The organism is Campylobacter sp. IFREMER_LSEM_CL1890 (assembly GCF_025772045.1).
Lineage (GTDB): Bacteria > Campylobacterota > Campylobacteria > Campylobacterales > Campylobacteraceae > Campylobacter_D > Campylobacter_D lari_D.
In genome coordinates, this window is the sequence record NZ_JAKMRK010000007.1 from 45,091 (window position 1) to 64,710 (window position 19,620).

General features: G+C 30.3%; 21 protein-coding genes and 1 tRNA gene. 12 read left to right on the forward strand and 10 right to left on the reverse strand.

All coding sequences use genetic code 11. From position 1 onward, the window contains the following. Window positions 1–35: 35 nt before the first annotated feature. Genes L8W57_RS04835 through L8W57_RS04860 form a run of 6 tightly spaced genes read left to right on the forward strand, consistent with a single transcriptional unit; the run spans window position 36 to window position 4,940 of the window. Window positions 36–998, forward strand: coding sequence for a hypothetical protein (locus L8W57_RS04835; RefSeq protein WP_263662127.1), 963 nt, complete (start codon window positions 36–38; stop codon window positions 996–998). Next, complete coding sequence (rnhA, locus tag L8W57_RS04840; protein ID WP_263660658.1) at window positions 995–1,435, forward strand: ribonuclease HI; 441 nt, start codon at window positions 995–997, stop codon at window positions 1,433–1,435. The genes L8W57_RS04835 and rnhA overlap by 4 nt, the downstream gene beginning before the upstream one ends. Further along, window positions 1,428–2,096: a ribonuclease III gene (rnc, locus tag L8W57_RS04845; protein ID WP_263662128.1), complete on the forward strand. Its 669-nt coding sequence runs from the start codon at window positions 1,428–1,430 to the stop codon at window positions 2,094–2,096. The genes rnhA and rnc overlap by 8 nt, the downstream gene beginning before the upstream one ends. Then, window positions 2,093–3,181 (forward strand): chorismate synthase, encoded by a 1,089-nt coding sequence (aroC, locus tag L8W57_RS04850; RefSeq protein ID WP_263662129.1) that lies wholly within the window; start codon window positions 2,093–2,095, stop codon window positions 3,179–3,181. The genes rnc and aroC overlap by 4 nt, the downstream gene beginning before the upstream one ends. Window positions 3,182–3,235: 54 nt before the next feature. Then, window positions 3,236–4,279 carry a Cj0069 family protein gene (locus L8W57_RS04855; RefSeq protein WP_263662130.1) on the forward strand — a complete coding sequence of 348 codons (1,044 nt, stop codon included), beginning with the start codon at window positions 3,236–3,238 and terminating at the stop codon, window positions 4,277–4,279. Window positions 4,280–4,313: 34 nt separating this feature from the next. Beyond that, window positions 4,314–4,940 (forward strand): trimeric intracellular cation channel family protein, encoded by a 627-nt coding sequence (locus L8W57_RS04860; RefSeq protein WP_133319002.1) that lies wholly within the window; start codon window positions 4,314–4,316, stop codon window positions 4,938–4,940. A 190-nt stretch (window positions 4,941–5,130) separates the two neighbouring features. Here L8W57_RS04860 and L8W57_RS04865 read toward each other — a convergent pair. The 10 genes from L8W57_RS04865 to folE form a co-directional block, all read right to left on the reverse strand. Then, a tRNA-Glu gene (locus L8W57_RS04865) sits at window positions 5,131–5,205 on the reverse strand. A 54-nt stretch (window positions 5,206–5,259) separates the two neighbouring features. Continuing rightward, the gene (nhaA, locus tag L8W57_RS04870; protein WP_263659575.1) at window positions 5,260–6,414 is read right to left on the reverse strand and encodes a Na+/H+ antiporter NhaA; all 1,155 of its coding nucleotides are present in this window, start codon (window positions 6,412–6,414) and stop codon (window positions 5,260–5,262) included. Further along, window positions 6,411–7,571, reverse strand: coding sequence for a Na+/H+ antiporter NhaA (nhaA, locus tag L8W57_RS04875; protein WP_263662131.1), 1,161 nt, complete (start codon window positions 7,569–7,571; stop codon window positions 6,411–6,413). Before nhaA (L8W57_RS04875) ends, nhaA (L8W57_RS04870) begins: the two co-directional genes overlap by 4 nt. Window positions 7,572–7,656: 85 nt before the next feature. Then, a complete protein-coding gene (locus tag L8W57_RS04880) occupies window positions 7,657–8,628 on the reverse strand; it encodes an iron-sulfur cluster assembly scaffold protein (RefSeq protein ID WP_220566466.1) in 972 nt (323 codons plus the stop codon). Window positions 8,629–8,638: 10 nt separating this feature from the next. Then, the gene (locus L8W57_RS04885; protein WP_263662132.1) at window positions 8,639–9,817 is read right to left on the reverse strand and encodes a NifS family cysteine desulfurase; all 1,179 of its coding nucleotides are present in this window, start codon (window positions 9,815–9,817) and stop codon (window positions 8,639–8,641) included. A 126-nt stretch (window positions 9,818–9,943) separates the two neighbouring features. Then, window positions 9,944–11,089: a hypothetical protein gene (locus tag L8W57_RS04890; protein ID WP_263660676.1), complete on the reverse strand. Its 1,146-nt coding sequence runs from the start codon at window positions 11,087–11,089 to the stop codon at window positions 9,944–9,946. 79 nt (window positions 11,090–11,168) lie between these two features. After that, a complete protein-coding gene (locus tag L8W57_RS04895) occupies window positions 11,169–11,348 on the reverse strand; it encodes a putative motility protein (RefSeq protein ID WP_133318997.1) in 180 nt (59 codons plus the stop codon). Window positions 11,349–11,401: 53 nt separating this feature from the next. After that, window positions 11,402–11,890 carry a hypothetical protein gene (locus L8W57_RS04900; protein WP_133318996.1) on the reverse strand — a complete coding sequence of 163 codons (489 nt, stop codon included), beginning with the start codon at window positions 11,888–11,890 and terminating at the stop codon, window positions 11,402–11,404. A gap of 56 nt (window positions 11,891–11,946) precedes the next feature. Then, window positions 11,947–13,254 carry a flagellar protein export ATPase FliI gene (gene fliI, locus L8W57_RS04905; RefSeq protein WP_220566469.1) on the reverse strand — a complete coding sequence of 436 codons (1,308 nt, stop codon included), beginning with the start codon at window positions 13,252–13,254 and terminating at the stop codon, window positions 11,947–11,949. After that, entirely contained in the window at window positions 13,254–13,826 is a 573-nt protein-coding gene (gene folE, locus L8W57_RS04910; RefSeq protein WP_263662133.1) for a GTP cyclohydrolase I FolE, read from the reverse strand. Before folE ends, fliI begins: the two co-directional genes overlap by 1 nt. Window positions 13,827–13,935: 109 nt before the next feature. Here folE and tig point away from each other — a divergent pair, with 109 nt between their 5' ends. Genes tig through L8W57_RS04940 form a run of 6 tightly spaced genes read left to right on the forward strand, consistent with a single transcriptional unit; the run spans window position 13,936 to window position 19,619 of the window. Beyond that, the gene (tig, locus tag L8W57_RS04915; RefSeq protein ID WP_263659578.1) at window positions 13,936–15,255 is read left to right on the forward strand and encodes a trigger factor; all 1,320 of its coding nucleotides are present in this window, start codon (window positions 13,936–13,938) and stop codon (window positions 15,253–15,255) included. Beyond that, complete coding sequence (gene clpP / locus L8W57_RS04920; RefSeq protein WP_012662167.1) at window positions 15,255–15,845, forward strand: ATP-dependent Clp endopeptidase proteolytic subunit ClpP; 591 nt, start codon at window positions 15,255–15,257, stop codon at window positions 15,843–15,845. The genes tig and clpP overlap by 1 nt, the downstream gene beginning before the upstream one ends. A 12-nt stretch (window positions 15,846–15,857) precedes the next feature. Further along, the gene (locus tag L8W57_RS04925) at window positions 15,858–16,898 is read left to right on the forward strand and encodes a GGDEF domain-containing protein (protein ID WP_133318992.1); all 1,041 of its coding nucleotides are present in this window, start codon (window positions 15,858–15,860) and stop codon (window positions 16,896–16,898) included. Next, entirely contained in the window at window positions 16,895–17,419 is a 525-nt protein-coding gene (gene def, locus L8W57_RS04930; protein ID WP_133318991.1) for a peptide deformylase, read from the forward strand. The genes L8W57_RS04925 and def overlap by 4 nt, the downstream gene beginning before the upstream one ends. Beyond that, the gene (locus L8W57_RS04935; RefSeq protein ID WP_263662134.1) at window positions 17,416–18,924 is read left to right on the forward strand and encodes a YifB family Mg chelatase-like AAA ATPase; all 1,509 of its coding nucleotides are present in this window, start codon (window positions 17,416–17,418) and stop codon (window positions 18,922–18,924) included. Before def ends, L8W57_RS04935 begins: the two co-directional genes overlap by 4 nt. 8 nt (window positions 18,925–18,932) lie before the next feature. Beyond that, on the forward strand, window positions 18,933–19,619 hold the full coding sequence (locus L8W57_RS04940; RefSeq protein ID WP_133318989.1) for an NYN domain-containing protein: 687 nt from the start codon (window positions 18,933–18,935) through the stop codon (window positions 19,617–19,619). Window position 19,620 lies beyond the last annotated feature (1 nt).

Here is a 19,620-nt window from a genome sequence, read left to right on the forward strand (position 1 = left end):
AATTGTTATAAATTTGAAAGTTAAGTTGCAAGATTATGGATTTTTTCTTTGTAGAATACCGCGATCCTTTATTCGGTCTTATTGTTTTGACGGCTTTGATTTTTATCGTTGCTAGCTCACATTATATATGGCGGTTTTTTGCAAGCAAAGATCAAAAAAGCAAGCTTGATCGTTTTGTAAAAAAATTTGAAATCAATTCTACCCATCAGCAGATTTTAAAAAATGCCAATTTAAGTATAGAAAATTTAAATTTCCTAGCTCAAATTTTTACCAAAAGTGGTGAATTTGAAAAAGCTGTGGGAATTTATCTCATAGCTTTGCAAAAGACAAATGAGGCTAACCAAAAAGAATTTATCTTTTTTTCATTAGCACAAGTTTATCTAAAAGCAGGATTTTTAGAGCGTAGTGTAGAAGCTTTGTTAAATGCTTTAAAAATCAAAGCACGCAATAAAGAAAGCTTAAAACTTTTAAAAATTGTGTATTTAAAACTTAAAGATTATGATAAGGTTTTAGATGTTTTAGAATGTTTATTTGAGCTTGGAGAAAATATATATGCAGAAAAAGCTTTGATAAAGGCTTTAAAAATTCAAGCAAGTTCTAAAGAGCAAAAGCAAAAGATTAAAGAAATTTTAATTTTTAGCAAAGATAATGAGTATGTTTTAAGATTTTGTTTTTTACACTATAAAGATAAACTTACTCAAATGCCTAAATTTGAAAATGTTATTGATTTACTTAATGAATGTAAAAGCCCACTTAATCTTGAAGATGAAAAATACCATGAGTTTTTTTATGCAAAAAATTTAAGTACCAAAGCTATTTCTATTAAAAATCATAAACTAAAAATTTTAAAAATTTTAAATGATAATAAGCTAAGTGCTAATCTTAGCTTTACTTATGTGTGTAATAATTGCAAAAATCAAAGTCCTTTGTTTTTTTATCATTGTCCATTTTGTTATGAATTTGGAAAATGTGAGATTTATTATGAGGTAAAAGCTTGAAAAATATTGAAATTTATACAGACGGCTCGTGTTTAAATAACCCTGGTTTTGGAGGGTGGGCTTATGTTTTAACTTATAAAAATCATCAAAAAGAACAAAGTGGGGCATGTGAGAATACAACAAATAATCGTATGGAGTTAATGGCCATTATACAAGCTTTGAAAGCTTTAAAAGAGCCATGCGAGGTAAAATTATACACAGATTCAAATTTAATGGTGCAAAGTATTAATGAATGGCTTGAAGGTTGGATAAAAAAAGATTTTAAAGGTAAAAAAAATATTGATCTTTGGAAAGAGTATTTAAATGTTGCTAAAGATCATAAAATAACTGCTTTTTGGATCAAAGCACATAATGGCCATGAATTAAATGAGCGTTGTGATGAACTAGCAAGAAATGCAGCTTTGAAACTCCAAGAAGAAAGGTTGATAAATGCTTAAAAAACTCCAAGAAAGATTAAGTTATCATTTTAAAAATGAGCAATTGCTCATCGAAGCTTTGACACATAAAAGCTATAAAAAGCCTTATAATAATGAAAGATTAGAGTTTTTGGGTGATGCTGTAATGGATTTAGTAGTAGGGGAGTTTTTGTTTTTTAAATTCCAAAAAGACTCAGAAGGAAACCTTTCTAAGCTTAGGGCAGCTTTGGTAAATGAAAAATCTTTTGCAACCTTAGCACAAAAACTTGATCTTGGAACATGTATTTTTATGTCTATTGCAGAAGAAAATAATGATGGACGCAATAAACCTTCTATACTTTCTGATGCCTTTGAAGCTTTAATGGGAGCTTTGTATTTAGAAATAGGTTTTGAAAAAACTAAAAACATAGCATTAAATTTACTCAATGAAGTTTATCCACATATTGATACACAAAGTTTATTTAAAGACTATAAAACAAGACTTCAAGAAATTACACAAGCAAATATGGCAGGCACACCTGAGTATGTAGTGATGAAAGCTTTTGGACCTGATCATAAAAAGCAATTTGAAATTGCAGTAAAAATTCAAGGTATAGAAGTAGCAAGATCTATAGCAGGTAGTAAAAAAGAAGCCCAACAACAATGTGCCAAAATAGTACTTGAAAAATTAGGAAAACTATGAATAGCTTTGGAAAAAGATTTAAATTTACAAGCTTTGGCGAATCTCATGGTCAAGCTATAGGTTGTGTGATAGATGGTATGCCAGCAGGGGTGAAGTTTGACTTTGATTTTTTGCAAGAAATGCTAGATAAAAGAAAACCAGGTCAAAATAAATTTAGCACTCCTAGAAAAGAAGAAGATAAAGCTCAAGTTTTAAGCGGGGTTTTTGAGGGTTATACAACAGGAACTCCTATAAGTGTATTGGTGTATAATGAAAATACACGCTCAAAAGATTATGAAAAAGATGTGTTTCGTCCTGCACATGCTGATTTTACTTATTATCACAAATACGGCATTAGAGATTATAGAGGTGGTGGAAGAGCTAGCGCTAGAGAAAGTGTAGCAAGAGTGGCAGCAGGGGCGTTAGCTTGTATGCTTTTAAAAGAGTTTGATATAGAAATAATGAGTGGAGTTTTTGGGGTAGGAAGTATTGATAGCAAACTTAGTAATGATGAGTTCGATTTTAATTATGCTAAAAATAGTGAAATTTATGCTTTAGATAAAAATTTAGAGCAAAACTTTAAAGATGAAATTTTAAAGGCTAAAAATGCTAAAAATAGCGTAGGTGCAAGAGTTTTTACTAGAGTGAAAAACCCTATCATAGGCTTAGGTGAGCCTTTGTATGATAAGCTTGATTCTAAACTTGCTCATGCGATTATGGGTGTAAATGCAGTTAAGGCTGTAGAAATAGGAAGTGGCATTCAAAGCAGTTATATGTATGGAAGCGAAAATAATGATGAGCTAAAAGATGGAGTATTTTTAAGTAATCATAGCGGAGGTATATTGGGTGGAATTTCTAATGGAAATTTTATCGATATAAAAACATATTTTAAATCAACCCCTTCTATATTTTTACCCCAGCAAACACAAAATATTCAAGGAAAAAATATCATATATGAGTTAAAAGGTAGACACGATCCTTGTGTGGGTATAAGAGGTAGTGTTGTAGTAAATGCTATGGTAGCTATATGCATGGCCGATGCTTTACTTTTAAATGCAAGTTCAAATTTGCAAAATTTACAATGTATTTATGGAAAAAATAAATAAAAATTTAATACTTATTTTGATATGATGATAAAATATCTTTAAAAAGGGAGCAATATGAAAAAAAATATCGTATTTTTTGAAGTTAGAGGTGGTAGCGATAAAGGTGAAGATGGCCATAGAAAAGACACTATGCCTATGGTAAATGCTTTAAAAGAGCAAGGTTGGAACGCTGAGGTTATCTTTTTTGAAGTTGAAAAAAAAGACGAAATTTATGAATATGTAAAAAACAATGCTGATGCTTATGTTTCTAGAATTAACCCAGGAAATTTAAAAGAAGAAAATGAATACTTTGATATGTTAAGAAAACTTTGTGCAAATGGTGTTATAGGTATGCCTCATCCTGATGCGATGATAGGATATGGCGCTAAAGATGCACTTACTAAGCTTAATAAAACAGCTTTAGTGCCTGAAGATACTTATGCGTATTATGATATTAAAACTTTTAAAGAAAGTTTTGTCAAAACCTTAGCAAAAGGCGAGAGGGTTTTGAAGCAAAATCGTGGTTCAACAGGTGAGGGAATTTGGCGTGTGAGATTAATAGATGAACTGCCAGCTGGGACTACAAGTGTACCATTAAATGCAAAAATCAAATGCACAGAAGCAAAAGACAATCATACAGAAGAAAAAGAGCTTGGTGAATTTATGGATTTTTGTGAGCAATACATTATAGGTGATAATGGTATGCTTGTAGATATGACTTTCTTACCGCGTATTAAAGAAGGTGAAATTAGAATTTTAATGCTTTATCATACTCCAATTTATGTAGTGCATAAAAAGCCTGCAGAAGGTGCTGATGCATTCTCTGCTACACTCTTTTCAGGTGCAAAATATAGATATGATGAGCCAAAAGATTGGCAAGAATTGGTAGATTGGTTTTTAGTAACCTTACCAGAAATTCGTTCAAAACTTGGAAATTACGATATTCCTTTAATTTGGACAGCGGATTTTATCTTAGATACAGATGAAAATGGTAAAGATAAATATGTTTTAGGTGAGATTAACTGCTCTTGCGTAGGATTTACTTCTCCTGCTGAATTTGTTGAGCCTATTGCTAAAAAAGTAGCTCAAAATATCATTGATATTGTAAGTAAAAATTAACCCTTGTTTTAACAAGGGTTTTTTAAAACTCATTATGCTTTTAACTATACTTTATATTATCGGAATTACTGTTGATGCAATGACGGGGGCTATTGCTGCAGGACGGCACAAAATGGATCTTTTTGGAGTGATATTTATAGCTTTGGTAACAGCTATTGGTGGAGGTTCTATTAGAGATATTTTACTTGATCATCATCCATTAACTTGGATTAAAACTCCTGAATATGTCATTTTGATTTGTGTTGCGGCTATGATTACAACAAAAATTGCTAAATATGTTATAAGACTTGAAAAACTTTTTTTAATTTTAGATGCTATAGGTTTGGTTGTTTTTAGTGTTTTAGGGGCACAAATTGCAATAGAAATGGGGTATGGTTTTATAGTGGCTGTGAGTTCAGCTGTGATTACAGGTGTATTTGGCGGGATATTAAGAGATATATTATGTGCTAGGATACCACTTGTATTTCAAAAAGAAATTTATGCAGGTGTGGCCATATTAACAGGAGCTTTGTATTATATATTGCATATTTTAGGCATAGATGAATTATGGGTAATTCTTGCTTCATTGATTGTAGGAACTATAGCAAGACTTTTGGCGATATATTATGGTTTAAGTTTGCCTATATTTTCTTTTAAAGATGGAGAAAATAAAGAAAGCTAATTTTATTTTTTAGATTTTAAAATGCAAGTTTTGCTATTTATAATGTTTTTATAAAATCCCTGCGAGCTCTGCTAGTAAGCAATATTTATTTATATTTTATTTTAGAATATATATTTGATATATTAAATTTATATTAAGCTTAAATATTGAAACTATTGTTTATGCTATTTTTATTTAGGAGTTAAAAGAGTGGTGACCCATACGAGACTCGAACTCGTGTTACCGCCGTGAAAGGGCGATGTCCTAACCGCTAGACGAATGGGCCAAAACATTAAATAAGAAATGAAATTATATCTTATTTAATTTAAAAAAAGCTTAATTATTTAATAAAACGCAGGTAAAAATAGCCAAATACACCAGAAGTTAATGAGGCTAGTAAGATTGCAAAGTTATCTACAAAATTAAATATATCACTCACTTCATAAGCAAGAGCATCTATAAAAAAGCTCATGGTAAAACCTATACCTGTGAGTATACAAACTCCATAGAGTTGTTTAAAATTTGCATCTTTTGGTAGTTTTGCAAGTTTGAATTTAATCGCCATATAGGCAAAGCCAAATACACCTAGTTGTTTTCCAACAAAAAGTCCCAAAAATATACCCATGCTTACACCACTAAAAAGCATATGAAATTCTATTTTAGAAAGATCAACTCCTGCGTTTGCAAAAGCAAAAAGCGGTAATATTATAAAAGCTATCCAAAATTTTAAACCATGCTCAATTTCTTCTAATAAAGCATGATTGTTTTTTGTATATACAGGAATGAATAAAGCAGTAATAATACCTGCTAAAGTCGCATGCACTCCACTTTTTAATACACTAAGCCAAAGCAGAGCACCAAGTATATAATAAAATGATTTTCTTTCATTACCTAAGCGATTAAGTAAAAACAAGCCAACAATGCAGCAAAAGGCAACAAAAAAAGCCAAAGTTGAAAGCTCACCTGTATAAAAAATAGCAATGATTAAAATAGCTCCTACATCATCAAAAATCGCCAAAGAAACTAAAAATATTTTTAAAGAGCTTGGTATGCGTTGTTTTAGCATTGCAAGTATAACTAGAGCAAATGCAGTGTCAGTTGCTGTTGGTATAGCCCAACCTTTTAAAACATAAGTATCATTAAAATTAATAGCACAAAATATCAAAGCAGGTACTACTATACCACCTATAGCAGCTATTAAGGGTAGAGTAATATTGCTAAGAGTTTTAAATTCTCCTTGAACAAATTCTTTTTTTAATTCAAGTCCTATTGCAAAGAAAAAAATTGCAATCAGTCCATCATTAATCCATAACAAAGAAGGTTTAAAAAGCTCCCAAGCTCCTATTTTTATACCCATTTCTACACTTAAAAAATTCATATAGTGTTGTCCATAAGGGCTATTTTTGAGTAATAAAGCAAAGATTGTTGCTATTAAAAGCAACAATCCTCCTAAAATTTCAAGAGATAAAAAACTTTGGAGGTTTTTAAATTTCATTTTTTGAAACTATAAATGAATTTTAAATAAACATAGCCAATCACAGCGCTTAACAAAGAGGCTATTAAAATAGCAAGCTTATCTGAATATGCAAAAATATCACTATTTTGATAAGCTAAGCCATCTATAAAAAAGCTCATGGTAAAACCTATACCTGTGAGTATGCAAACTCCATAGAGTTGTTTGAAATTAACATTTTGTGGAAGTTTTGCTAAGCCTAGTTTTATACTAATATATGAAAATAAAAAGACACCTATTTGTTTTCCTAAAAATAAACCTAAAATAATACCTAAGCTAACCGAAGAAAACATAAAGCTTGGATCCATATCTTTTAAATCAACACCTGCATTTGCAAAGGCAAAAATAGGTAAAATAAAATAACTTACCCAAGGTGCTAAATCATGTTCGATTTCTTTTAAAAAAGATTTTCCATTTTTTGTTTCAAGTGGTATAAACAAAGCAGTAATCACACCCGCTAAAGTTGCATGTACTCCACTTTTTAGCATGCTTATCCAAAATACTATAGCTATAATGATATAAAAGGATTTTTTAGTAACATGAAAATGATTTAATAAATAAAGTGCTAATATACATACCAAAGCAGCAATCATAGCAAATACTGAAAGCTCGCTTGTGTAAAATAAAGCAATCACAATAATCGCACCCAAATCATCAAAAATAGCCAAGGAAAGCAAGAATAATTTTAATGAAGTAGGTACTTTTTTACCTAAAAGCATTAAAATTCCTACTGCAAAAGCCACATCAGTTGCTGTTGGTATAGCCCAACCTTGCAAAGCAAAAGCATCTTTATAATTAAAAAATGCAAAAATCAATGCAGGTACTATCATACCACCAAGTGCAGCAAATACAGGTAAAGACATAGCTTTTATACTATTTAGCTGTCCTCTTGTTACTTCATACTTTAATTCAAGCCCTATGGCAAAGAAAAAAATCGCAATAAGTCCATCATTAATCCATAAAAGCAAAGGTTTGAAAATTTCTAAACTTCCTGCTTGAAACCCAAAAGGAATATTTAAAAAGTTGGTGTATTGATCTGTTAAAGAGCTGTTTTGTAAAATTAATGCAAGTAAAGTGAAAAATATTAGCAAAACACCCGGAAAAGTTTCGCTTTTAACAAAGGTTTGAAGTCTTTGCATATAAATAGCCTTTTTAAATTTTTAATTAATGCGTTATTTTAGCATAAAAAGGCTTGAAATTTAAAAGTTTAAGCAGAAAAACTGCTTAAACAGGTATAACGCGTATATTTGGACTAAGTTCTTCTTGTAAGATATTTTCTATGGCATATAAAGTTGCGCCACTTCCGCTTGAGCAACCACTGCAAGCTCCAAGATAGCGTATATATACATCTATATTTTTACTTTCACTTTTTTGTATATCAATTACTTCCAAATCCCCACCATCTCCGTGTAGCATCGGACGCACATCGCTATCTAAAACAGCCTCTACTGCTTTTAATTGTTTAACCATGGTCATATCATCAAAAGCAATATCTGCTTTACTTTGATCTTTTAATCTTTCTCTTTCCATTTCGGCTCTAGTTTCAGCTAAAATATCTACAAGGTAATAATCTTTTTTTTCATGTCCTCCAGGTTTAACACAAGATTTACAAAAAGCTCCTGCTTTTGTAAATTGTGTGATTTCTTCTACTGTATGTAAATCATTTAGTTTAATTACCTCTTTGATAGTTCCAAGGCTTACCCTAGCACATTCACAAACTATAATTTGGTCTTCAAAGTCTTCAGGATTGACTCCTTTATAATGTGCTGCCGCTTGTTTGATAACATCATAAGCCATAACCGAACAATGCATTTTTTGAGGTGGAACCGCAGGAGTTTGCGGATTATCTCTCATAGCAAATTCAACATCTAAATTTGTAATTTTAACAGCTTCATCCACGGTTTTACCTATGCAAAGATCAACCATAGTATCACTACTTGCTATTGCTGTTCCACAGCCAAAGCTTTTAAATTTAGCATCAATGATTTTATCTGTTTTTTCATCCACTAGCCAATAAAGTCTAACTGCATCACCACAGCTTTCAGCTCCAAAATCTGCAATAATAAGTTTTGCATTTGCTTTTTGTGCATCTTCTTGTGTAAATTCGCCCATATGTTGAGGGTTATTCATTCTATCTTGTACTTTTTGAGAATACTCATCCCAAATAGATCCGCCAATTAAATTATTTTTTGCCATTTTTTATCCTTTAAATATTTTCAGGCTTATACGCATAAGTACTTGAGATTGCTCTAAGTCTTTGCGTTGCTTTTTTTATCTGCTCTGCTGTATAATCAATTTCATCTTCTGTGTTAAATCTAGATAAAGAAAGTCTTAGGGCAGTATGAGCTAAATCATTTTCAGCACCAATTGCTTCCATGATAGGGTTGCTCTCAAGTGCTTCACTAGCGCAGGCTGATCCAGTGCTTGCTGCTATGCCATTTTTATTTAAATCCCAAAGCATAGCTTCACCTTCTACGCCTTTAATGCTTGCTAAAATTGTATTTGGAACTCTTCTTGATCTATCTCCAACTACGCTTGTATCAGGCATTGCTAAAATTAAATCTTCTAGTTTGTCTCTTAATTTTCTAATGTGTGAATTTTCAAAGTCAAGCATAGTATTTGCAATTCTTAAAGCTTCTGCCATTGCTATAATATATGGCACATTTAAAGTTCCACTTCTTCTGCCACCCATATGCTCACCACCATGTAAAAGTGGAGTTAGTTCTATATCTTTTTTAATATAAAGCCCACCAACTCCTTTTGGACCATGGAATTTATGTGCAGAAAATGAAGCAAAATCAACTCCAGCTTTTGCAAAATTAACTTTGATTTTTCCAACAGCTTGGGTTGCATCAGTATGGAATAACGCTCCGTATTCATGAGTAATTTGAGCCATTTCTTCTATAGGAAAAATCATACCAGTTTCATTATTTGCCCACATAATGCTCACTAGGGCAGTTTTATCTGAAATAACTTCTTTTAAATCTTTTACGCTAGAAACACCCTCATGATCAACACCAAGTTCTATAACTTTTACCCCTAAAGATTTTAAAAACATAGCACTAGCAGCTACTGCGGGATGTTCCACGCTAGAAATAATTACTTCATTTCTATCGCTATTTAAAATTTTATCAAAATACACACCTTTTAACACCCAATTGATACTTTCTGTAGCACAGGAAGTGATAATAATATCATCTAAATCACTTGCTCCTACACCTATATAAAGTTTATCCATAGCTTCTTTTAAGGCAGGATGGGTTGCACTACCCCATTGATGAAGGCTATTTGGGTTTCCAAAATGCTCTTTTAAAAAAGGCTTCATAAGCTCGTAAGCTTCTGGTGCAAGTTGTGTTGTTGCGTTGTTATCTAAATATACTTTCAAATTATACTCCTTTAATTAGGATAATTTTTATCTTTTTTGTTAATATACACTAAAATATTAAATTTAATATTAAATCAAGTAAGTTTTTAACTTGTGTAATAATTTACATTATTATTTTAGCACAAGTTAAGCCATAGCATTTAAATAAGAATGTAAAATTTTGTTAATACTAGCTTGTTTTTTTCTATTTTCTAAAAATTGAGTATCTAAAAGTTCTTTTTGAGTATTGATTTTTTCAAGATCAATATTAGGATTGTTTTGATTGAATTCTTCTTTTAAAACTTCAATTTCTTTACTAACTTGCTCGCTATAAAGACTATAAATAGAACTTGAATTGGCAAATTCTTTCATGTTAATGCTATGTTGATAGTTAATATATTGTTGAAAGAAAACTGAAAGCTTATCTTCTGAAGTGTTGTTTTTATCTACTCCATTGATATATAAATATAAATCAAAACTCATTTTTTCTTTGTTGTTTTCATTAATATAATCTTGCATACTCATTTGACCTCTCATGAGTTTTTGAAAATTTACACTAGAGGACATATCCAACTCAATAGGCGATAGAAAAAAATTAGCTTTATTGTGATTTTGTTCTTTTAAATCATGATAAATATAATTGAGCAGCAATCCACTTTTAGAAACCTCCCCTTGTTTATTTAAATAAGGTTTGATAACAGGATTACTAGCTGTATTTTCTATGCTTGCGTTAAACGCAAAATCACCTATTTTATTATCAAGCATTAAGGTGTTTAAATTTTTATTTGATTCTTTTGCATTTTGTAAATTTTTAGCATTTTCATAAACTTTTAAAATTTTACCCTCATAAGTATAACTATAACCTTGATTTAACTCTGAAATTTGAGCTTTACTTAAAAAATCATTGTCATTGTTTTGAAACTGTGGATTTATAGTTTTTAATGTGTTGTGATAAGTGTTTAAAAGTCTTGGTAAATCTATTTTGTTATAATTTAAATTCTCATCAAGCTTTATAAGTTGTTTTGAAATTTCTCTTATACTTTTTATATTAATATCATAATCAAGAGGCAAAGCAGCTGCTTTATTAAGATCTTTTTCAAAAAAACCTTGCTCATTGATTCTAAAACCAAATTCACTTGCATAAGTCACTTTATAGTCTAAATTAGAACCATTGATATCAAGTAAATCACTTTTAATATTAGTATTTTCTTTTTTTTCTTCTATGTGTCCAGTTTTTGCAAAAGGATAATTTGCAAAATTCTGATACGGATTAACATTAGAATTTACAAACATAACTCTTCTCTTCAAAAATATTGCTTAACTTTTAAAAAGCAAAAGCTATGCCAAAATTTTTGAATTGAAGAGAAAAATTTTAAGCGTAAATGTCAAGTAATCCTGAACTAGCAGTAGGAGTAGTAGTTGGAGCAGGGTTTGCATTTACGCCTTCAAGTACTTGCATTACTGCATTTTCATTAACTTCTATGGTTTTTTTCATCATAGTAGTTGCAATGTTAAGCATTAAGTTTGCTTGATTGTTTGTAACTTCGCCCATAACATACTCCTTTTGTTTGGATCAAAGGTATTATCGGCAAAGTTTGGTAAATATTAAGCTATATTATAAATTTTTGATAAGTAATGATTGTGGGTGTTTTCTTTTGCTTCAAGCATATCGATATAATTTTTAAATTCATCCATATCTTTAAAAAGATTTTTCATTGTAGTGCTAATTTCATTAGAAAAATTTTGAAGATTATTTTGGGCTTTTAAATATCTTTCGATTTGATAAATTCTCGCCACTTCTCTTTCATATTCATCTTGAGTCATTCTTTTTGCACTGAATTCTTCATTTAGAACTTTTTTATTATTAATAATAAAAGATTTTTTTTGATTATTGATTTTAAATTCGATTATAAAATCTTCTTTTGAAGCGATAATTTTTAAATATTTTAATTTTGCTTTATCTTCTAGTAAAACAAAACTTATGCATTCTAAAAACATATGTGTAAAAATTTCTCTTTCAAAAATATTTTGACAAATATCGGTATATTTTAAACCTAAGCTTTGTTGATGATCTAAAAATGCTATATTTGACATGATCTATCCTTTTTTCATGACTTTTTTATCAAAAAAAGCAAAAAATATTCCAACTATTATGTATCAATCATCTTAAGCATATTAATCGTATCTTCAAATTCAAAACTTTCTTCAGGATTTTGACTTAAAAATTGTTGCATAAAATCTTTTTTAGCAATAGCTTGATCGAGTTCTTTATCGGTACCTTTTTGATAAGCACCAATACGCAATAGCACTTCATTTTCTTTAAGCAAAGAATTTAAACGCTTAAATTTTCTAGCAGCTAACTTATGTTCATCACTGATAATATCCCCCATAACCCTTGAGGCTGAATTTTGTATATTTATAGGTGGATAAATTCCAAAGTCAGTGAGTTCACGACTAAGTACTATATGCCCATCTAGGATAGATCTGCTTTGATCAGCTATTGGATCACTCATATCATCCCCATCAACCAACACGGTAAAAAAAGCTGTTATGGTGCCTTTACCTTCTTCCTTTCCTGTTCTTTCCATAAGCTGAGGTAAAAGACTTAAAACGCTTGGCGGATAACCTTTTGTTGTAGGTGGTTCACCTAGGGCAAGACCTATTTCTCTTTGAGCCATAGCAAAACGCGTTACGCTATCCATGATAAATAACACATCTTTACCTTGTTCTTTAAAATATTCAGCCACACTCATAGCACAAAATGCTCCGTATTTTCTCATCAGCGCGCTATCATCACTTGTTGCAACGATGATGACAGTATCATCAAGTTTACCACCAAGATTTTTTTGTATAAATTCAGGAATTTCTCTACCGCGCTCTCCTATTAAAGCTATAACTTTAATAGGAGCTTTGGAATTTTTCACTATCATACCCATAAGAGTTGATTTACCAACCCCACTTCCTGCAAAAATCCCAAGCTTTTGTCCTACCCCGCAAGTTAAAAGTGCATCTATTGTTTTAACACCTACTGGAAAAACTTCTTCTATCAAACCTCGCTTCATTGCATCAATAGGTGCTCGCATAATAGGCATAAATTTACTTGCCTCAATAGGTCCTTTACCATCTTTTGGTCGCATAAAAGGATCGACTACTCTTCCTAAAAGTTCATCACTAACTCCTATTTGCATACCTGCATCGTTAATAAAAGCACGATCGCCTATTTTAAAACCTTCCACAAAACCAAAAGGACTCAAATAGCTTAAATTTTCATCTACTTCTACCACCATAGCCATAGCTTCTTTACTCTCATCTTCACTAGAAACTATTTTAATGATATCACCTATGCTAGTTTTTAAGCCATTTATTTCTATACTAGTACTTGAAATTTTAGTAATCTGACCAAAAACACTAGCAAGATTTTGTGAAGCAATTTTACTACGAAGTTTTTCTAAACCCATTAAAATCTAACCTGTTTTGCCGAGTTAATTAAAGTGAAAAATTCTTTTCTTGTTTTTTCACTTTTTAAAAAGCTACCTCTTAGTGCTGAAGTGCTAGTAGTAGAATTTGCCTTTTGCACCCCACGCATTTCAACACACATGTGTCTTGCTTCAATAACTACTCCAACACCTTTTGCACCTACATGTACCATTAAAGATTCTGCGATTTGTTCTGTGAGTTGTTCTTGAATTTGCAAGCGTCTTGCAAAAACTTCCACAAGGCGTGGAATTTTACTAAGACCTACGACTTTTTTATCCGGTATATACGCAACATGTACGCGCCCAAAAAAAGGTAAAAGATGATGCTCGCAAAGACTATAAAATTCTATATCTCTTACTAAAACCATTTCGTTGTTTGAGCTTTCAAATAAGGCATCATTTAGTATTTGTTTTGGATCTTGTTTATAACCACTATTTAAAAATTCAAAAGCTTTAAAAACTCTTGTAGGAGTTTTTAAAAGTCCTTCTCTTTGCGGATTTTCCCCGATAATTTCTAACATATTTTTTACTGATTGTTCAAATTTTTCTTGCATTTTTTCTCCATCAAAAATTAAAATTTTAACATATTTTTATTTTTATATAAAGTGATAAGGAAAATTTTGGTATATTATCAAAAAATTTTATTTAAAAAGGGAAAATATTATGGAAGTTACAGCAAAACTAATTGATTTTGCAAATGCAAATGCTACTGTGAAAATTGCTCAAGGAGCTATTAAAGCAGAAGTTGAAAAATTAGCTAAAAAAGCATCTAAAACTATGAAAATGGATGGTTTTAGAGCAGGAAAAGTTCCTGTTGCTGCTATACTTAAAAGATATGAAAAAGAGCTTACAAGAGATGCGGAGCAAGATCTTTTAAGAAATGCTGTAGATGGTGCTTTAAAAGAAGTTAAAAAAGAGGCTAAAGATTTAGTAGGTGAGCCATATTTTGAAAAATTTGATAGAAAAGATGGCGATATTGAAGCTCAAATGGTATTATCTTTTAAGCCAGAAGTAAAATTAGATGGATATGAAGAACTAATTCCAACTTATAATACACCAAAAGTAACTCAAAAAGAAATTGATGCAAAAAAAGAAGAATTATTAAAAAGATTTGCTACTCCTGAAGCGATTAAAGAGGCAAGAGCTTTAAAAGAAGGCGATTTTGCTAAATTTGATTTTGAAGGTTTTGTTGATGGTAAAGCTTTTGATGGTGGAAAAGCTCAAAATTATGTTTTAGAGATTGGCTCAAAACAATTTATACCAGGATTTGAAGAAGGTATGATTGGTTTAAAAGCAGGCGAGGAAAAAGATATTAATGTAACTTTTCCAAAAGAATATGGTGCAGCACATTTAGCAGGAAAAGATGCGGTATTTAAAGTAAAAATTCATGAAATTCAAGAACTTAAATTACCTGAATTAAATGAAGAGCTTTTAAAAAACTTACTTCCTGAAGAAAAAGAGCCAAGTGTTGAAAAATTAGACGCAAAATTAAAAGAACAACTAAAAAATGAAAAAATCTTTAAACTTATTAATGATGAGCTTAAAAATCAATTTGCAGAAGCTTTAGTAGCTAAGTTTGACTTTGTTTTGCCAAGAAATATAGTAGAGCAAGAAACAGATATGCAATTTAGAAGCTCTTTAAGAACTTTAAGCGAAGAGGAATTAAAAGAATTTAAAGATGAGGCTAAATATAAAGAAAAAAGAGAAAGTTTCAAAGAAGATGCGCAAAAAAGCGTAAAATTAACTTTCATTATAGATGAGCTAGCAAAACTTAGAAATGTTACAGTAAGCGATCAAGAATTAATCCAAGCAATTTATTTTGAAGCTTATAGATATGGTTTTAACCCACAAGAACATTTAGATAATTATAAAAAGCAAGGTGCATTACCTGCCATTAAAATGTCTTTAATTGAAGAAAAACTTTTTGCTGATATTTTTAAAAAAAATGATAAAAAGAAAACCGAAAAAGAAAGTGAAAAATAATGAGTTCATATATACCCTATGTAGTTGAAAAAACAAGCAGAGGCGAAAGAAGTTATGATATATACTCAAGACTTTTAAAAGATAGGATTATCATGCTAAGTGGTGAGATCAATGATGATCTTGCTGCTTCTATCGTGGCACAGCTTTTGTTTTTAGAAGCTGAAGATCCTCAAAAAGATATTTATCTTTATATTAACTCACCAGGCGGGGTTGTGACAAGTGGATTTAGTATTTATGATACGATGAATTATATTAAAGCTGATGTAAGTACTATTTGTATTGGTCAAGCTGCTTCTATGGGTGCATTTTTGCTTAGTTGTGGTGCTCCAGGGAAAAGATTTGCTCTGCCAAATTCAAGAATTATGATCCACCAACCACTAGGTGGTGCAAGAGGACAAGCAACAGATATAGAAATTCAGGCAAAAGAAATTCTAAGATTAAAAGCGATTTTAAATGATATTTTGGCAAAAAATACTAAGCAAAAACTTTCTAAAATAGAAAAAGATACCGATAGAGATTTTTTTATGAGTGCTATAGAGGCTAAGGAATATGGCTTAATCGATAAGGTTTTGGAAAAAAGTTTTAAATAAGGAAACAAAGCAATGCTAGATGATGATTTATTTGCTGATTTAAATTTAAATAGCGATCCAACTCCAGCCAAAGAAGCTCCAAAAATTCAAAAAATTAGTGGAGGCGAATTTGAGAAATTTGCGAAATCTATTTTAACTGAACTTGTAAAAGATAATGTGCCTCCAACTCCTACTAATTATGGGGTTTATTTTCAAAAAATGCTTGAAGAGCGTCCAGGAGCTTTTAAGAAAAAAGTTGGTGAGATTATGGAATTTGAGCAAAATGATGATGGTCTTAAGCGTGCAAATATAGAACAAGAAATAAAGAAAAGTTTTAATTCTACTTCGGCATTATTGCAATATATTGCCATGATTTATAGGCATCTTGAAACAGTTAAAGATATGCTAAAAAGGCGTAATTCAGAACTTGCTATTAGTACAGGAAATTTAGCTGTTTCTAATGTAATCCATGCCCTTGAAACAGACCTTTCAAGATTTTCTAGCATTTTAGATAAGTATTCAGATGAGATTAAAGAAAATTTTGATGAGGTTAGACAGACTTATAAACATATAGAAGAGCAGAGTGATTTTGACTCTAAATTTGGAGTTTTTAATAAAAAATATTTTTTAGAAAATTTGGAAAAAAGCATAGAGAGTAATGCTAAATATAATTATTATACCTCTTTGATATTCTTTAGAGTAAAAGAGGAAATTTTAGAGCAAACTTATACTCAAAAAGAGAAAAATGCCTTTTTAAAAAGTGTTTGTAAAATTTTTAGTAAAAATGTTTCTTCAAGTGATATAGTAGCACATTGTGGAAATAATATTTTTGCTATAATGATCTCTCATACTAATTTAGAAAAAGCACAAGAAATATGCAATAAAATTTTAGAATCCTTAGAAAATTCAAATTTTTTCTTAGCAGATAAAGAAATAGAGGCAGATGTGGAGGTTGCTATTAGTGCAGTTAATAGTGACAGCAAAGGTGAAGAATTAATAGAAAAATGCATTGAAGCTTTAAAAGACTCGGGAAAAAATTTAGAACCTTTTGTAATAGTGGAAAAAGAAAAATGATAAGAAAGATAATTACCTATCCTAATCCAAGATTATTTTTAGAATCAAAAAAAGTAGAAAATTTTGATAAAGATTTACATATACTTTTAGATGATATGTATGAAACAATGATAGCTAATAAAGGTGTAGGTTTGGCAGCTATCCAAGTTGATGTGCCAATTAGAGCTTTACTTGTAGATATTGGTGATGAAGAAGGTGAGCAAAAAGAAGACAAACAAACTCTTTTAGAAATCATCAATCCCATTATAACACCTTTAGATGATGAAAGAATTTCTTGTAATGAGGGTTGTTTAAGTATACCAGGTTTTTATGAAGATGTAATGCGTTATAAAAATATACAACTTGACTATCAAGATAGGTTTGGAAAGCCACAAAGTTTGCAAGCACATGATTTTTTAGCAGTGGCTATCCAACATGAAGTTGATCATCTTGATGGACATTTATTTATAGAAAAACTTTCTTTTTTAAAGCGTCAAAAATTTGATAAAGACTTTAAGAAAAAATCCAAAAAGAATAAATGAAAAAGCTAAAATGTGCAAGTTTTTCTACAGAACTTGATATCATCGATGTAGAATCAACTTTCACAAGAGGCTTGCCAGGCTTTAGCATAGTGGGTCTTGCAAACTCTACCATCAAAGAAAGCACTGAAAGAATTAAAGCAACTTTGTTAAGTCAGAATTTTAGCTTTCCAGCACAAAAAATTACTATCAACTTAAGTCCTTCGGATATTCCTAAAAATGGTTCTCATTTTGACTTAGCTATTGCAATTTTGATTTTATTTCAAAAAGAAATTTTAGATGATTTTTTTGTTTTTGGAGAACTTGGATTAGATGGGAGTATAAAAAGCACTACTAGTTTATTTTCTATCTTGCTTTTTTTAAGTACAAAAATACAAAATGCTAAAGTAGTAGTGCCAAAAGCCATAGCACAAAAAGCTTCAATGATACCTAATTTAACAATTTATGCTTTAGAAAATTTAGCCCAGGCTGTAGATTTTTTTAAAGAAAAAAAATATGAGAATTATCATATATGCAATGCTCATCCTTTATTTGAAAATGCTATAAAACTTAATGGGGAAAAATATATAAAAAACACTAGCTTTCCTTATGATTTTAAGGAAGTTAAAGGCCAAGAAAATGCTAAATTTGCTTGTATAATAGCAGCTTTAGGAATGCATAATATTTTATTTGAAGGTAGTCCAGGTAGCGGTAAAAGTATGTGTGCTAAAAGACTTCCTTTTATCATGCCACCGCAAAGCTTGAAAGAAATTTTAGCTCAAAACGCTTATAAGTCATTAAATTCTTTAGATGATGATTTTAGCGCTAGTAGGGTTTTTAGAAGTCCTCATCATACAAGTACTAGAGCTAGTATTTTTGGCGGAGGAACTAAAAATGCCAAGATAGGAGAAATAGCACTTGCAAACGGAGGAGTTTTATTTTTTGATGAGTTTCCTCATTTTTCAAAACAAATCATAGAAAGTTTAAGAGAGCCATTAGAGGATTTTAAAATTCTTATTTCAAGAGTTAATACCAAAGTGATTTATGAAACTAAATTTTTATTTGCTTGTGCGCAAAATCCTTGTCCTTGTGGAAATTTATTTTCTAAAAATCAAAATTGTCGTTGTCAAGAAATAGAAATAAAAAAATATAAAAACAAAATTTCATCTCCAATTTTAGATAGGATTGATCTTTATGTAGCTATGGATGAAATTTCATATAAGGATAAAATGAGTTTAACATCAGAGCAAATGAGCGAGATGGTATTTAAAGGATTTTTATTTCAAAAACAAAGACAGCAAGAAGAGTTTAATGCTAAATTAAATGATGAGCAGATGAAACAATTTTGTATTTTAGAGTCTTCTGCTAATGAAATTTTGCAAAAGGCTATAAATTCATATAATCTTTCTCAAAGAGGGGTAAATAAAACTATAAAAGTAGCAAGAACCATTGCAGATTTAGAGCAAAGTGAGTTGATTTTAAAAACTCATATTTTAAAAGCATTAAGTTTTAGAATGAGAAATATTTAGGAGCAAAAATGGAAAATAAAAGCATAGCAATTTTTATAGATGCGGAAAATATTCCTTCAAAATACGCAAAATCGATTTTTGGTATTGCTTCTGATTATGGAGAAATTGTTATAAAGCGAATTTATGGAGATTGGACTCAAAAAAATATACAAAATTGGAAAGAACAAATCGCACAATATTCTATCATTGCTATGCAACAATTTAATTTTTTAGCTAATAAAAATTCAAGTGATATGTATTTAATTACTGATATTATGAGTGTTTTTTATGAAAAAGATATTGATATTTTTGTTATTGTATCAAGCGATAGTGATTATACTAGTTTGATACAGAAGCTAAAAGAAAATAAAAAACAAGTTATAGGCATGGGTTTAAAGCAAGCTGTAAAATCTTATGTGAATTCCTTTAGTGAATTCTTTTATTTAGATCAAGATAAATCAAAAACAAAAGTCATAATTGAAAAAGAATATATCAAAGATTTAATCAATATCGCAGAGGCTTTGATAGAAGAAAAAGGTCGCGCAGAATATGCTCAAATTCGTACCAATATGAACAGAAAACATGCAAATTTTATTCCACAAAATTTCGGCTTTAAAAATTTCAAAGCTTTGATGAAAGAACTTTTACCAAAGATGAAACAATTTAAAGAAGCAAATGAGAAAAATATTTATTTCCTTGAAAAAGCAAAGGCTTAAA